General features: G+C 73.0%; 10 protein-coding genes. 1 reads left to right on the top strand and 9 read right to left on the bottom strand.

Going from position 1 to position 14997, the window contains the following annotated elements:
• Nucleotides 1-79 precede the first annotated feature (79 nt).
• Nucleotides 80-4039: a type VII secretion protein EccC gene (locus tag OP04_RS22055; RefSeq protein WP_033341698.1), complete on the top strand. Its 3960-nt coding sequence runs from the start codon at nucleotides 80-82 to the stop codon at nucleotides 4037-4039.
• Between the two features lie 297 nt (nucleotides 4040-4336).
• Here the strand turns inward: OP04_RS22055 and mycP are convergent, their stop codons facing one another.
• From mycP to OP04_RS22100, 9 genes are all read right to left on the bottom strand, one after another.
• On the bottom strand, nucleotides 4337-5563 hold the full coding sequence (mycP, locus tag OP04_RS22060; RefSeq protein ID WP_085066669.1) for a type VII secretion-associated serine protease mycosin: 1227 nt from the start codon (nucleotides 5561-5563) through the stop codon (nucleotides 4337-4339).
• Nucleotides 5560-8277: a hypothetical protein gene (locus OP04_RS22065; RefSeq protein ID WP_033341699.1), complete on the bottom strand. Its 2718-nt coding sequence runs from the start codon at nucleotides 8275-8277 to the stop codon at nucleotides 5560-5562. Before OP04_RS22065 ends, mycP begins: the two co-directional genes overlap by 4 nt.
• Before the next feature lie 124 nt (nucleotides 8278-8401).
• The gene (locus OP04_RS22070) at nucleotides 8402-9190 is read right to left on the bottom strand and encodes a zf-HC2 domain-containing protein (protein WP_033341700.1); all 789 of its coding nucleotides are present in this window, start codon (nucleotides 9188-9190) and stop codon (nucleotides 8402-8404) included.
• A 109-nt stretch (nucleotides 9191-9299) separates the two neighbouring features.
• Nucleotides 9300-10940, bottom strand: coding sequence for a S8 family serine peptidase (locus OP04_RS22075; RefSeq protein WP_051798634.1), 1641 nt, complete (start codon nucleotides 10938-10940; stop codon nucleotides 9300-9302).
• Nucleotides 10937-12631, bottom strand: a complete 1695-nt coding sequence (locus OP04_RS49955; RefSeq protein ID WP_157240165.1) for an RICIN domain-containing protein — start codon at nucleotides 12629-12631, stop codon at nucleotides 10937-10939. Before OP04_RS49955 ends, OP04_RS22075 begins: the two co-directional genes overlap by 4 nt.
• Before the next feature lie 89 nt (nucleotides 12632-12720).
• Nucleotides 12721-13278: a sigma-70 family RNA polymerase sigma factor gene (locus OP04_RS22085; protein ID WP_051798638.1), complete on the bottom strand. Its 558-nt coding sequence runs from the start codon at nucleotides 13276-13278 to the stop codon at nucleotides 12721-12723.
• A 152-nt stretch (nucleotides 13279-13430) separates the two neighbouring features.
• Nucleotides 13431-14357: an anti-sigma factor gene (locus tag OP04_RS22090; RefSeq protein ID WP_033341701.1), complete on the bottom strand. Its 927-nt coding sequence runs from the start codon at nucleotides 14355-14357 to the stop codon at nucleotides 13431-13433.
• A 47-nt stretch (nucleotides 14358-14404) separates the two neighbouring features.
• On the bottom strand, nucleotides 14405-14686 hold the full coding sequence (locus OP04_RS22095) for a hypothetical protein (RefSeq protein WP_157240168.1): 282 nt from the start codon (nucleotides 14684-14686) through the stop codon (nucleotides 14405-14407).
• A complete protein-coding gene (locus tag OP04_RS22100) occupies nucleotides 14683-14931 on the bottom strand; it encodes a hypothetical protein (RefSeq protein WP_033341703.1) in 249 nt (82 codons plus the stop codon). The genes OP04_RS22095 and OP04_RS22100 overlap by 4 nt, the downstream gene beginning before the upstream one ends.
• Between the last annotated feature and the right edge of the window lie 66 nt (nucleotides 14932-14997).

Genomic DNA, 14997 nt, shown 5'->3' on the forward strand with positions numbered 1-14997 from the left:
GCGCGCGCACGCGCGTGACACCGGCGGCCCGGGGGATAACCCTCACGAGGCACCCCCGCAGAGGATTCAGGAGCACACTTTGGGTACGGTCGCGTTCGTCCGCCGGCCACGCCGGGCCGGCCCGGTGGCGCCCGCCGGGGAGATCGAGCTGCACGAGCCGCCCGTCGTCCCGGAGCCCGCCGCCGGCGGCATCGGGCAGATCTGGCTCTACATCCCGATCGCCATGGGTTCACTGGCGATGATGCTGGTCTTCGTGCGTGCGGGTGCCGGCACGCTGGCGTACCTCGGCATGGGTCTGATGGTCGTCTCGGTCGCCGCGGGTGTGATCGTGCCGTTCTTCCGGAACGCCAGCGACCACAAGGAACGCATGCACGCGGAGCGGCGGGACTACCATCGCTACCTGACCCAGACCCGCCGCAAGGTGCGTAAGTCCCTGGTGGACCAGCACCGGGCCGCCCGCTGGCTGCACCCGGACCCGCACTCGCTGTGGTCCGCCGCGCTCAGCCAGCGGCTGTGGGAGCGGCGCACCGCGCACGAGGACTTCGGCGAGGTCCGGATCGGCATCGGCAACCGCCGGTCGACGATGCGGCTCAAGGCGCCCGCGACCAAGCCGGTGGACGAACTGGAGCCGATGGCCGCGCACGCGCTGCGCCGGTTCCTGCGCGCCTACACCAGCCTCGCCGACGCGCCGATCGCGATCTACCTGCGCGGGTACGCCCGGGTCCAGCTGCACGGCACGCCGGAGGCGACCCGCCCGATGGTGCGCGCGCTGCTCGCCCAGGCCGTCTTCGCGCACGCCCCCGGTGACCTGCGCGTGGTCTTCGGCGTCGCCGACCAGTTCCGCGAGGAGTGGGACTGGGTGAAGTGGCTGCCGCACGCGCAGGCGGACGAGACGCCGGACGCGGCGGGCCCGCGGCGGCTGTTCACCACCGACCCGAAGGAGGCCGACAAGCTGCTCGCCGAGGTCGGCCTGCAATCCCGGCCCGCGTTCGAGCCGGACACGCCGGTGACGACGTCCGAGCCGTTCACCATCGTGGTGTTCGACGGGCTCCAGATGCCGCCGGACCACCGGGTCGCCTCCGAGGGCTACCGCAACGCGGTGATCCTGGACCTGGGCGGCGCGATCGCCTGGCAGTCCCGGCCGCAGACGCTGTTCCTGGAGGTCGCCGAGAGCCTCGTCGAGATGGTCTCGTTCGACCACCTCGGCAAGCCCAGCCGGACCGAGCTGTGCCGCCCGGACTCGCTGGGCGTCCCGTCGGTGGACTCGCTGGCCCGCGGCATGTCGAAGTACCGGATCGGCACCGGCGCGGTGGACACCGACGAGCCGCTGGCCACCGACTACGACCTGGCCGGGCTGCTCAACATCCCGGACGTGGACAACCTCGACCTGGCCGCGTACCGCCGGGGTCGTGGCCCGACCGCCCGGCTGCGCGTGCCGATCGGCATCTCCACCGCCGGGCACCCGATCGAGCTGGACATCAAGGAAGCGGCCGAGAACGGCATGGGCCCGCACGGCATGATGGTCGGCGCCACCGGTTCCGGTAAGTCCGAGCTGCTGCGGACGCTGGTGCTGGCGATGGCGGTCCGGCACTCGTCCGAGGAGCTCAACTTCATCCTGGTCGACTTCAAGGGTGGCGCCGCGTTCCTCGGCTTCGACCGGATCCCGCACACCTCCGCGATCATCACGAACCTCGCGGACGAGGCCGAGCTGGTCGACCGCCTGCAGGACGCGATCACCGGTGAGATGACCCGCCGGCAGGAGCACCTGCGCGCGTCCGGCAACTACGCGTCCCGCCGCGACTACGAGATGGCGCGGGCCGGCGGCGCCCCGCTGGAGCCGCTGCCCGCGCTGTTCATCGTGGTCGACGAGTTCAGCGAGCTGCTGACCAGCAAGCCGCAGTTCGTCGAGACGTTCGCGATGATCGGCCGCCTCGGCCGGTCGCTCGCGGTCCACCTGCTGCTCGCCTCCCAGCGCCTCGACGACAGCCGGATCAGCTCGATCGAGTCGCACCTGTCGTACCGGATCGGTCTGCGCACGTTCTCCGCGATGGAGAGCCGCAGCGTGATCGGTGTGCCGGACGCGTACGAGCTGCCGAACGCGCCCGGTAACGGCTACCTGCGCTCGGACATCAACACGCTGACCCGGTTCAAGGGCGCGTACTCGTCCGGGCCGTACCGGGCCTCCAAGGCGCGCGCCACCGTGGGCGGCGGACCGGCGCGGCTGCTCGCCTTCGGCACCGACTACATCGAGCCGCAGGAGCCGGAGGAGGACACCGAGGAGTTCGAGGAGGAGGAGAAGCCGCCGGTGCTGGCGGACGTGATGCTGGAGCGCATGCGCGGCATCGGCCCGGCCGCGCACACGGTGTGGCTGCCCCCGCTGCGCGAGCCCGCCACGCTGGACCGGCTGCTGCCGCCGCTGCTCGACGACGACGAGCGGGGCCTGGTCCCGTCCGGCGGATATCCCCCGCTGGTGGTCCCGGTCGGCCTGCTCGACATGCCCGCCCAGCAGCGCCGTGAGCTGCTGCTGGCGGAGCTGAGCGGCAGCAAGGGCAACGTCGGCATCGTCGGCGGACCGCAGGCAGGCAAGAGCACGCTGCTGCGCACGCTGATCTCCGCGCTCGCGCTCACCCACTCCCCCCGCGACGTGCAGTTCTACATGCTCGACTTCGGCGGTGGAAGCCTCTCCTCGGTGAGCCGGCTGCCGCACGTGGGCAGCGTCGCGAACCGCCTCGACCGGGACCGGGTCAGCCGTACCGTGCAGGAGATGTCGAACCTGCTGGCGTTCCGGGAGAACCTGTTCAGCCAGAACAACATCGACTCGATGGCGAACTACCGGCGGCTGCGCGCGAGCGGCGAGGTCAAGGGCAAGGACCCGTACGGTGACGTGTTCCTGGTCGTCGACGGCTGGTACACGGTCCGGCAGGACTTCGACGAGCTGGAGGGCCGATTCCAGGAGATCGCCGCGCGTGGCCTGAGCTTCGGCATCCACCTGGTCGTGGCCGCGAACCGGTGGGCGGAGATGCGCCCGTGGCTGCGGGACGTGCTCGGCACCCGGTTCGAGCTGCGCCTCGGCGACGCGATCGACTCCGAGATCAACAGCAAGTTCGCCGCCACAGTGCCGGCCATCCCGGGCCGGGGCATCGTGCCGGAACGCCTGCACTTCCTGAGCGCGCTGCCGCGCATCGACGGCGACAGCGACGAGGAGAGCCTCAGCGACGCGACCGCCGACCTGGTGGACATCCTCGCGTCCGGCAGCGCGCCGCGTGCGCCCAAGGTGCGGCTGCTCCCGTCCGAGCTGCCCTCGGACGCGCTCCCGGCGCCGGAGGCGGCCACCCCGACCACCGATCCGAAGATCGCGGTCGGCTTGGACGACGCGCGGCTGGCGCCGATGTGGCACGACTTCGATCTCAGCCCGCACATGCTGATCTTCGGTGACGCGGAGACCGGCAAGACGAACCTGCTGAAGTACCTCGCGCGGTCCATCACGTCGCACTTCACCCCGGAGGACGTGCGGATCGTCTTCGGAGACTTCCGTCGCGAGCTCTACGACGCGGTTCCGCAGGAGTACCAGACCGGCTACTCGGTCGGGGCGGACGCGCTGCAGAGCACGCTCAAGGACATCGCGGCGACGCTCAAGGAGCGGGTCCCCGGCAACGACATCACGCCGGACCGCCTGCCGCGTCGCGACTGGTGGACCGGCCCGCGCTACTTCGTCGTGGTCGACGACTTCGAGCTGGCCGAGGGCGGGCGGGAGACGCCGATCGACGTGCTGCTGCCGCTGCTCCCGCAGGGCGCGGACATCGGCCTGCATCTGATCGTGGCCCGCCGTACCGCCGGCGCGTCCCGGGCCATGATGAACCAGGTGATCCGCCGCTCCTGGGAGCTCGGCGCCCCGGCCATGCTGCTGTCCTGCCCGCGTGAGGAGGGCTCGTTCCTCGGCACCGTCAAGCCGAAGGTGCTGCCCACCGGCCGCGCGCAGTACATCGACCGCCGCCGTACCGTCCGCCTGGTGCAGACCCCGGTCATCTCCGCGAGCTGACCGTCCGGAACCAGAACGTGCGGCGGGTCCTCGGACCCGCCGCACGTTCCGCGTCTCACCCCGGAAGACCACAGCGCACCGAGACGAACCCCGAACCGATGTTCCCGCTCACGCGGTGGTGGCGGCCCGCACGCTCCCGCGGGCCAACCTCGCGTCGGGCTCCGCTGGCGCTCCGCACGTCGCTCGGAGCCGGTTCCGCCGTGGCAAGGGCAAGGGCAGGACCCCGATCGCATGCCGGGAAGGGGGCACCCGGCCGAGCCGGGTGCCCCCTTCCCGGGAGCGGCTGTCCTGAGTGGATCAGTAGGTGCGGGCCGGCGGCTGCTCGTCCTTGGCGATCGCCTCGCGAGCCGGGGCCCAGCGGCGGCGGTGACCGACCGGCCCGAGCACCGCCAGCAGCCCCGCCATCGTGGCGATCACGACCAGCGTGGCCACCGCGAAGGTCAGCATCGGCGCGACCGAGTCGGTGTTCAGCGTCTCCGGCGCGCGGGCCGGCTGCACGCGCGGGACCGCGTTGCCGGCCAGGCCCTCCTCCGGCAGCACGGTGGCGACCGCGGCGAGCGGGTTCACCACGCCCCAGCCGACGCCCGCGTCCGGCAGCGCGGCGGCCGGGAAGTCCGCGGTCGCCTGGAGACGGTGCCGCACCTGGTCGACGGTCAGATTCGGCCGGTACGCACGGACCAGCGCGGCGGTGCCGGCCACGAACGGCGTGGCGTAGCTGGTGCCGCTGCCCTTCCACTGCCCGGGACCGCCCGGCCCGATCGAGACCACGTCCACGCCGGGCGCGACCAGGCTGACCGCCGCGCCCTCCTGGGAGAAGCCGGCCCGCTGGCCGTTCGCGTCGATCGCGCCGACCGCGAGCACGCCGGGCAGCGACGCGGGGTAGTTCTCCACGATGCCCTTGCCGGCGGTGTTGTTCGCGGCGGCGGCGACGATCAGCACGTCCCGCTCGAGCGCGTACCGGACCGCGGCCTCGACGCCCGCGTCCTTGGTGACGGTGCCGGCCGAGATGTTGATGACCCGGGCGCCGCCGTCGACCGCGTTCCGGATGCCCTCCGCCAGCGCCGGGATCGGGCCGTTCTCCGCGGTGTACGTGATCTTGACAGGCAGGATCTTCACGTCCGGCGCCATGCCGGCGAAGCCCGCGCCCTTGACCGCCGCGGCGCCGATGATGCCGGCCACGAACGTACCGTGCCCCAGGCAGTCGCTGTCGCCCCGGCCGCTGGTGCCGGCCGTGTCCCGCCCCCGGTCCACCCGGCCCTCGAGCTGCGGCGACCGTCCGTCCACACCGGAGTCGAGCACGGCCACGGTGATGCCGGCACCCCGAGTCAGTTCCCAGACACGCTCCGGGGCGAGCTGGCGCTGCGCCCACGGGATCTCGCCGTCCGTGCTGACCGGCGGCGGCAGGCAGGCGCCCTTCGACACCTCCGGCTGCGGGTTCGGCGCCGCGAGGGCCGGCGCGGGCAGCGTGACCACGGCCGCGCCGGTGATCCCGGCCGCCAGCAGCAGGCGTACCGCGGCGTTCATCGGGCCGCCCCCGGCGCGTCGAGGTAACCCAGCGGCGGGCCGAGCAGGCGGCCGACCAGCTCCGGATCCTCGATCGGCTCAATGTTGCCGGTGGCACGGCGCCGGGTCAGCGACCGCTCCAGGCGGCTGAGCACGCTTCTGTCCGTGTCGTCCAGGCCGGACCCCGACGCCTCTTCGCCGGGGAGCAGCTCGCGCAACAGCACCGCGTTCGACGGCACCTGTATCTCCTTCTTCTTCTTGGCTTCGCCGGTCTCCCCGCGTACCGCCAGGACCTTGAATCTCGTGCCGGCCAGGAACACGGCCTCGTCGAAGGCGGGGAAATCGCTGAGCGGGCCGATCTGGCGCGCGCTCCGGGACCAGATCAGGTAGTCCACGTCCGCTCCCGGCACGGTGTGCGTCAGCGAGCCGCCCGCGTTGCGGAAGCCGGGCTCCACCAGGATCACGCCCTCCTGGTAGAGCTGGGCCGCCGGCACCGGCAGACGCCCCTGCGCCACCATCGCGCGACGGCACGGGGGCAGCCGGTTCAGACCGGAGACCAGACACTCCACGTATCCGTTCAGCGGCGGCCGCTGCCGGCTGCGCAGCGCCGAGTTCAGCGTCGCCGAGCCGTACTGGGCGTGTGCGAGGTACGTGCGCACCGCCACCAGGTCCGTCTTCGCGGCCGGCGACATGTCCCGGCGCAGCGCGGGCCAGGCCGCCAGCGCCGCGTTCACCGTGGTGATCGAGTCGTTGAAGTTCCGGCCGAGACCGGCCTGGAAGTGCTGCTGGTCCTCCGGCTCGCTGTCCAGGCCGCCGCGCTGCCGGGCCGGGGTCGCCGCGATCTCCGGTGCCACACCCGCCGGTTCCGGTGCCGCGTTCGGCACGGACGGCAGGTCCGGGCCGGAGGAGACCGCGATCTGCGGTCCACTCCGCTCCGGCGACCCGCCGGCCGGGAACGACTCGGCCGGCACGGGTGCCGCCGGCGGCACGGGCGGGGCGGGCGGAGCAGGCGGGGCGGGCGGAGCAGGCGGCACGGGCAGTGGTGGGGGCAGCTGTGCCGCCGGGGCCGCCGGCCGCTGTCCCGGCTGGAGGTACGTCATCCCGGCCGGCGGGCCGGCCTGTGCCTGCGCGGTCGCCTGCGCCACGACCGGCACGCCCTCCGAGGCCGACGCCACAGCCGACGCCACAGCCGGAACCGCAGCCGGAACCGCAGCCGGAACCGGCGTGGCCGGCCACGTGGCCGGCTCGGCGGCCGTCACCGGAGCCGGTGTCGCGGTCGGCTCCGAGGGGACGGACGGCCCGGACATCGTGGCCATCATCGGCGCGGGCCAACTCGGCGACTCGGCCGGCACGGACTGGCCGAACACCGGCGTCTGCTCCTCGTACCGCACGAACGGCTCCTGACCGGACCCGCTCTCCAGCACGTCGTAGCCCGCCCACGGCACCACCGCGGCGAAGACCTGCTCCGGCTCGGCCTCGGCGGTCTCCGGCGCGGCCCCCGCATACGCCTCGCCGCCGACCAGCAGCCCGCCGCGCAGTGCCGCCTCGAACAACCGCTCGCGCAGCACGTGCTCCGCGTCGCCGGCCAGGTCCAGCCGGACCGGGCCGATCGGGTCGGCGGGGGCGGACTCCAGCATCCGGCTCAGCGGTTCCACCAGCGCGGCGGACGCGGTCATGCCGCCCGCGCCGACGGTGAGCGTGCGGGTGCGCGGGTCGAAGATCGCCAGCCCCTCGGAGGTGTACATGCCCTCGGGGCGGATCAGGATGCCAGCCGGGATCACCTCGGCCAGCAGCCGGGGCTCGGTGTGGCTGCGGAACAGTCGCCGCCCGGTCCGCTGCCAGCCCAGCTCCAGCAGCGACGCGGGCCGGAAGATGACCTGACGGGTCCGGCGCGGGCCGTCCGGGTCCGCGACCCGGCCGCCGCCCAGCGCGGCGGTCAGCGCGTCCAGCCAGCCGGCGTCCGGGAGCGGGCCGGTGGCGTGCCGGATCTCGACGCGGACCGGCATGCGCGGCGGCAGCGTGGAGAAGATCTCGACGATCCGGACCGGGTCCGCCGGCGGCGCGCCGAAGTGCCGGATGGCCAGCGTCGGGCCGTCCGGGTCCACCGGCACCCGGAAGATCGGGTCGTCCGGCGTGGTCGGCACGGCCCCGGCGCGCAGTGCCACACCGGCCGGGATCGGGTCGAGCCACATGCCGCCGCCGACCGCGATCGACTGGTCCGGCAGGACCCGCTCCCAGTCCGGCAGCGGGAAGCGGTTGCCGGCCACCGGGCACCGGCCCTCCTCCAGATAGGACCGCCAGCCCCAGGCGCCGGTCGCGCCCGCCACGTAGAGCGTGCCGTCCGGCGTCGACTCGATCGGGCCGTCCGGGGCGAGTAGCTGCACGCCGGTGCCGACCGCGATCTCCTGCAGCCAGCCCGCGTGCACGTGGTCCGGCCGGCCGAGCCCGGAGGCGGCGATCCAGATGCGCGAGCGCCCGCTCTCCTCGGCGGCCCGCAGCGTGGTCGCGCGCAGCACGTCATAGCCGGACGGATGCCGCAGCGCCCGACCGGACGGCATGATCAGAAAATCATCGGAGGGTACGGCCGCGGCCGTGAGCAGCTGCCACAGCCGATAGGGCGAGTCGTTGTCCGCGGAGATGATCACACCGGACCCGAACCACTCGACCTGCACGCCCGGGTCGGCAGCGTGCCCGGTCTGCCGCAGGGACCTCCAGGCAGCCCGCAACGCGTCCATCCGGCCGCCCTCCTCACCTGACGATCGCCCAGTGCTCCGAGCCGGACATTCCCAGCTCGGATGCGCCACCAGGGCGTACCCAACCCTCGAACAGCGAAGTTTGCGGGAAAACCCCCGCGAGTCGTCAGCGCGGGCCGGTGGACGCCGAGTCGCGATCGACCACCGCGACCACGACGAGCGAGCCGTCCTCGGCCGTGACGCTGAACCGGTCGACCCGGTCCAACGGCAGCGGGCTGGTCCGTTCCACCGTCTGCGCGCTCCCGGTGCCGGTCAGCGCCGCGAGCTCCTGGGTGTTCTGGTTGAGGTCGGTGACGGAGAACCGGTAGAACGCGCCGGGGCGCAGTCCGTCGACGGTGGCCTCCATGGTGACCTTCTCACCCTGCTGGGAGAGCGTGACCGTGAGTGAGGCGCCGGTGGTCTGGTCCGCCGCGTTGGTTACCAGCGTGACCGAGTCGCCGGCGCCGAGCCAGCCGGCGACCAGCGGGCGGCCGAGCGCGAAGCCGGCCGCGAAGAGCAGCACGACGCCGAGCCCGGCGCCGGCCAGTGTGAGGCGGGACCGGCGGCTGGACCTCGGGCGCCCGGCGGGGCGATCACCACCGCCGGGTCCGCGGGCCGGGCGGCGCACCGCGACCGACGGCGAGGCGACCGGCGTGACCGGCGTGACCGGGGCGGGCTCCGGGGTCGCCCCCGGGGCCCGCACACCGAACTCGTCCACCAGCTCGCGCCGGTCGTCCTCGGTGAGCAGCGCGAGCATCGCCACGGCCTCGCCCAGCGCCTCCGCGTCGGCGAGGCACTGGGCGCAGTGCGCCAGGTGCAGCTCGACCGCGGTCCGCTCCTCGTCGTGCAGCACACCGGACAGGTACAGGCCGAGCGCGCTACGCAGCTGAGGCTCGGCGCACACGTCGTCTGTCATGTGCTTTCCACCCCCTCAGCCCTCATGGCGTGGCCGCCCCCGCGATCCTCAAGTCCTACTGTGAACGAGACCGCCTGGGCGAAAGTTCACGCCCGATGACGTTGATCCATCACACCGCCGGTGAGGCCGGCGGGCTCCCGTCGCTGAACGTCGTCTGGTCCGGGTCCGAGCCGTCCTTCTCCGCGCGGGCGCGGTTGACGCTGCGCATCACGCGGAAGACCAGCAGCGTGCTGAGCGCCAGCCCGGCGAGGACGGTGAGCACGAACGCGATCCGCACGCCGTCACCGCCGGAGACGTCGCCGACCGCCCGGTTCTGGCTGTTGATCGGCACGGTCTCGTCGGCCAGCGTCTTGGTGACCGACGCCTCCGGGTTGATCATCCCGTAGCCGTACCGGTGGTCCGGCTGGGCCTCGCCCATCTTGTCCGCGGTCACCGCGATCCGGTGGGCCACCTGGGTGACCGACAGGTCCGGGTGCGAGGAGCGGACCAGCGCGGCCTGCCCGGCGACCATCGCCACCGCGTACTGCGTACCGGTGCCGACGAAGGTCTTGGTGCTGCCCGCGCCGAGGCTGGAGATGTTCGCACCGGGTGCGACCACGTCGACCGCGTCCGCCGCGTACTCCTCGACGAGTTTGCCGTCCTGGCCGACGCCGCCGACCGTGATCACGTCGGCGGGCAGCGCGGCCCCGTTGGTACGCGCGCCGGCCACCACGATGATCTGCTTGGACAGCGCGGACTCGATCGCCTTCGTCACGGACGGCAGCGTCGGATCCACATAGCCGCCGAGCGCGATGACGGTGGCGCCCGCGGAGACCGCGACCTGGATCGCGGCCGCCTGGTCCGCCTCCTCCGCGGTCTTGCCGTCGGTGACCACCCGCACCGGCATGATCACCGAGTCCGGGGCGATGCCGCCGAAGGTCTCGCCCTCCTGCTTGGCCGCGATCAGGCCGGCCATGGCGGTACCGGTGCCGAGGCAGTCGGTGTCGCCGCGGCCCTCGCCGGTCACGATGTTCGCCCCGGTGGACATCTTGTTGCTGAGCTGCGCCTTGCTGCCGTCCACACCGGAGTCGACGACCGCGACCATCTCGCCGATGCCACGGCTGGCGGCCCAGGCCTGCTCCGGCGCGAGCCGCACGAACGCCCAGTTGGACGGCGAGCTGGCCACGGTGCCGGTGATGCACTTGCCGGACGGCTCGGCCGGGCCGCGCGGGGAGACCGGCGGGGCCACGGCCGGGCTCGGGCTCCCGCTCGTCCCGGGTGAGGGCGGCACCGGCGTACCCCCGCCGTTGTTGGTGCCGCCGTTGTTGGTGCCGCCCGGGTTGGTGCCGCCGCCGTTCTTCGTCGGCGTGGCGCCCGGCTTCGCGGGCGTGGTGGCCGGGGCCGGGGCGCCGGTGGGCAGGACGCCGTACTGCACGCCGGCGCCGACCGCGTCCCACGGGAGCACGATGTACCAGCCGGGGGTGAGCTTGTTGCCGTCGCTGAGCGCGCCGCCGTCCGGCTGCTTGCGGCCGGAGTTCAGGTTGAACAGCTCGGCGGAGCGGCCCGAGTCGCCCAGGAAACGCTCGGCGATCGTGCCGAGGTTCTCCGGGCTGCCCTGGCCGGACGTGACCGTGTAGTAGAGCACGTACTCGTCGGCGGCGACGCCGGCCGAGGCCGGCCAGGCAGAGCCGAGACCGAGCAGCGCCGCCACCAGCGTGACCACCACCGCGCCGGTCAGCCGGTGCCTGCCGAGGTGCGGGACGCGGCTCATCGGGTCAGCGCCCAGTGCTGGTCGACCGCGTAGTCCTGCAGGTCGTACTGCTGGATGCGCGCGCCGTTGCCGGCACAGCAGTCGTCGCCGCTGATGTCCAGCGCCCGCCCGCTCTTCCGGTTGATGATGAAGTACCGCTCACCGCCGGCGGCGACCAGCTTCCACTGCTGATTGGTGTCGGCGAACGCCGGGTCCAGCATGACCAGCTCGACCTGGTTGTCCACGCCGCCGTTCTGCATGCCCAGCGCCTTGTTGGTGTGCGCGTTGGTGATCACCACGTACGCGGGGTCGGCCGCGTTCGCGATGTGCCAGAACTGGTCCTTCTCCCGCAGGTTGTCCCAGAGCTGCATGTTCGTGCCGCCGGTGGTGATGTTGTCGGTGCCGGGCACCTCGATCACCCGCCCGCTCAGCTCGTTCGTCAACTGCCAGGAGATCGCCGGGTCCCAGACCTTCGCGCTCGGCGCGGCCGGCGACGGGGCGGCCGGGCTCGGGCTCTTCGAGGCGGACGGCGTCGCCGACGGGGTGGCGGACGCGGCCGGCGTGGGCGAGGCCGAAGCGGATGTGGACGGCGACGGAGACGGCTTCGCGGAGAGCCGGGTGTCGGCGGAGTAGACCGGCAGGAACACGTCGACCTGGTCGGCGAGCTGCGGGACGGCCGCCTTGCGCGGCACGCCGCCCTCGGCCCGGACCGTGTTCATCCCCCACTGGTACGCCGCGAGCGCGAGCGTGTAGGCGTCGGCGCTGTCCTTGCCCTGCAGCGCGATGCCGGAGAACTGGTTCGTCAGGTCGCACATCGCGGTGCCGAGCGCCGCGATGGAGTCCTCGGCGTCCCACGGCGACGCGGTCTTCGACGGCGCGTACATCTTCCACATGTCCGTGGTGAACTGCGCGATGCCCTGCCGGTTGTCGCTGTTCAGGTTCGGGTTGAACGAGGAGAGCGCCATCAGCTGCGCGGCGACCCGGGCCGGCGTGACCACGGTGCCGCAGGTCGAGCCGGCCTTGCGGACCGCGTCGACGTACTCCTCCGGGATGCTGGCGCCGGCCGGGGCGGACGCGGACGCGGCGACCGCGGGCTCGGTGTCGCCGCCGAACTGCGGCTGGTCGGCGTACCAGTTCGCGTACCCGACGACCGTGTCGACGTGCTCGGACGCGCTGTCCGGAACGCCCTTCGCCGCGGTGACGGCCTTCAGTCCGACCCGCTCGGCCGCGACCGCGGCCTCCCAGTGGTCACCGGAGACGTCCGCGGCGCGCATCTGGCCGACCAGCTCGCAGGTCTGGTGCGCGAGCGCGATCACGTTGGCCCGGGAGTCGGAGCGCTGAGCCTCGGGCCAGGGCGCCCACTGCTTCCACTCGTCGGAGCTCATGCCGGCCAGGCCCTCGCCGGTGTCGCTCACCGCGCCCGGCTCGAACTCGGACGCGGCCATCAGCTGCGCGGCCAGGCGCGGGCCGGTCAGCGACGGGCAGGACGTGGTGCCGACCACGATCGAGGCGAGCAGGGCGTCCGGCACCGGCTCACCCTCGATCTTCGTCTCGGCGAGCGCCGGACCGACCTGTATGGCCGCCGCGATGATGCAGGCGACCGCGGCCACGAAGGCCACACCCGCCTCGACGCGCTGCCGCGTCGTCCGCAACGACCGCCAGGCCCGCACACAGGCCGAACGAATCGCGATCAGCAGCGATCTGACTCTCACGGTTGGTTTCCCTCTCCACCGAAGCGTGCTCTGTGAACGGTGCGGGGGGCACACCGGTTCACGGCGATGGGTAAATATTCCGGCTGCCGTCAGACGTGGAAGCCGCGAGCGGTGAGATCCTCATGGAGCGCGCGAAGCGCGTAGAACGTGCGGGACTTCACGGTGCCCTCGGGCACCGAGAGATTCTGGGCGGCCTCGGCCACCGAGTGCTCCTGGAAATAGATCTCGATCAGCGCGCTGCGCAACCGCTCCGGCAGCCGGGCGACCGCGCTGCGCACCTCACGCGTGTTGATCATCCGGTCGATGTCGTCCGCGGCGGTGTGCCGCGACTCGGCCCGCTCGTCCAGCTGCTCGGTGGGCTTGCCCTGGGCGGAGCGGATGTGGTCGATGGCGATCCGCCGCGCGACCGTGAACAGCCAGCCGCGGCTCCACTGCCCGTCCTCGGTGCGTGCCTCCGGATGGTTCCAGGCCCGCATCAGCGTCTCCTGGAGGATGTCCTCGGCCATGCCGCGGTTGCCCATGGTCAGGCGCAGCAGGTAGTTGAGCAGGATCGGGCCGTGCGTCTCGTAAGCGAGCCGGAGCGCATCGTCATAGGTCGGGACGCGCGTCGCCTCGCCGGGCAGGGTGTTACCACTGGCCGGATCCATGGGAGTGATAACGAGCGGTTCAGGAGCCGAGTTCATCTTTGGTGGGTGATTTCCCGATGAATCTTGAAACGGGTGGGTGGAGCTCATCGGATACCTGACCTCGCTGGCTACGCTGAACTGCCCAAACCTTGGTTCAGTCCGGGGCGCGGCACTCACTTCGGCGCCCCCTCGCCCGGGCTCGGCGAGCCCATCACCACGTCCGCCGAAATCATGATCGTGCCGTCGACCTTCCGCACGCTGAAAGACCATAGATCGTCCACCGGCAACGCGATCTCACCGGTGTAGGTGCCGCCGCCCGGCGCGCCGGTCAGCCGGCCCAGCAGCAGGTCCTCGCCGTCGCCGGTGACCGCGAACAGCTGGTAGTCGACCGCCGGGTCCAGCCCGCCCGCGGTGAGGTGCACGCCGGCCTGCCCGCCGTCGTCGTAGATGATCGCGTTCATCTGCACGCCGCTGAGATCGTCGCCGCTGTCCGCGACCGCGATGACCGGGCCCAGCCCGTCGGCGGTGTCCCACGGCCGGATCGCGAACACGGTGCCGAGCGCGACGACCAGCGCGCCGGACAGCCCGACCGCGATCCGGAGGCGCTTGCGGCGCGCACGCCGATGCGAGTGCGGGCCCCGGGCCAGCGGGCCGGTGGCCGGTCGTGGCGGCAGGTAGCCCTCGCCCACCGCGACCTTCGGCTGCGGGATCACCGCGACCGGCGCCGGCGCGGGAACGACCGGCTTCGCCGGGGCCGGCACCGTCTTCTCCGGACCCGGCACGCTCCGCGGTGGAGTGGCGACGAGCGCGGGACGCGGCGCGCCGGGCGCGCCGAAGAGCTGGTCACCCGGGGTGGTCACGTGCCCGGGAGCGCCGCCCGGCCCGGTGCCGAACTCGGCGACCAGCTCGCGCACGTCCGCCGGGCTCAACCGGGCCAGGATCGCGACGATCCGCTCGACCTCGTCCCGCTCGACGCGGCAGGCGTCGCAGGCCTCCAGATGCGCGGCCACCGTCTCCCGCTCCGCGTCGGAGACCCGATCCAGAGCCAGGAAGCCCACGAGGGTACGCATGCGGCCGTCCGCACAGGTGGCGACGGTCATCGCGGCGTCACTCCCCTCCGGCGTCCGGTGTACCGCGGCAGCATCCCTCACTCGCCCTCAGCCTGCCAACCGGCCGACGGCAGCTCCGGCGCCGTGACGTTCATCGCATCGTTCAGCACGCTCAGCACGCCGGCCGGGCCGAAGAGCCCGTCCACCGCGATCGTCCACTCGTCGACCGGCCCCAGGTACAGCCGGCCGCCGGTCCACTGCTCACGCGTGGGCGCCAGCTCGTCACGCAGCGCGGCCAGGCGTGCGGTCACGTCCGCCGCCAGCGCGTTCATCGAGGCGGCGACCTCGGCCAGGTCGGCGTCGGGCCGGCCGTCGGTCACCGGCACTCCCCGCCGGTCAGCTCCACATCGGACCGGCGCGGGCCGGCCGGGTGCTGCACGTTACGGGCGATGTCCGCCAGCGCGTCGTCGAGCATGCGGGCGTAGATGTCGTAGCCCGCCATGAGGGACCGCAGCCGGCCCGCGGACATGCCCAGCCGGGCCGGATCCAGACCGGCGAGGTGGCCGCGGAGCAGATCGAGCTGGGCGCCGATGCCGGCCGCGGCCTCGCGACAGGTCTCGGCCACGTTGCTCTCGCCCGGTGAATGCGGTGTAATTCCGCTCATAACCCCTCCAGGATCGGAAGAACATCC

This window comes from Catenuloplanes japonicus, from assembly GCF_000717135.1.
In the GTDB taxonomy this organism is placed as follows: Bacteria; Actinomycetota; Actinomycetes; order Mycobacteriales; family Micromonosporaceae; genus Catenuloplanes; species Catenuloplanes japonicus.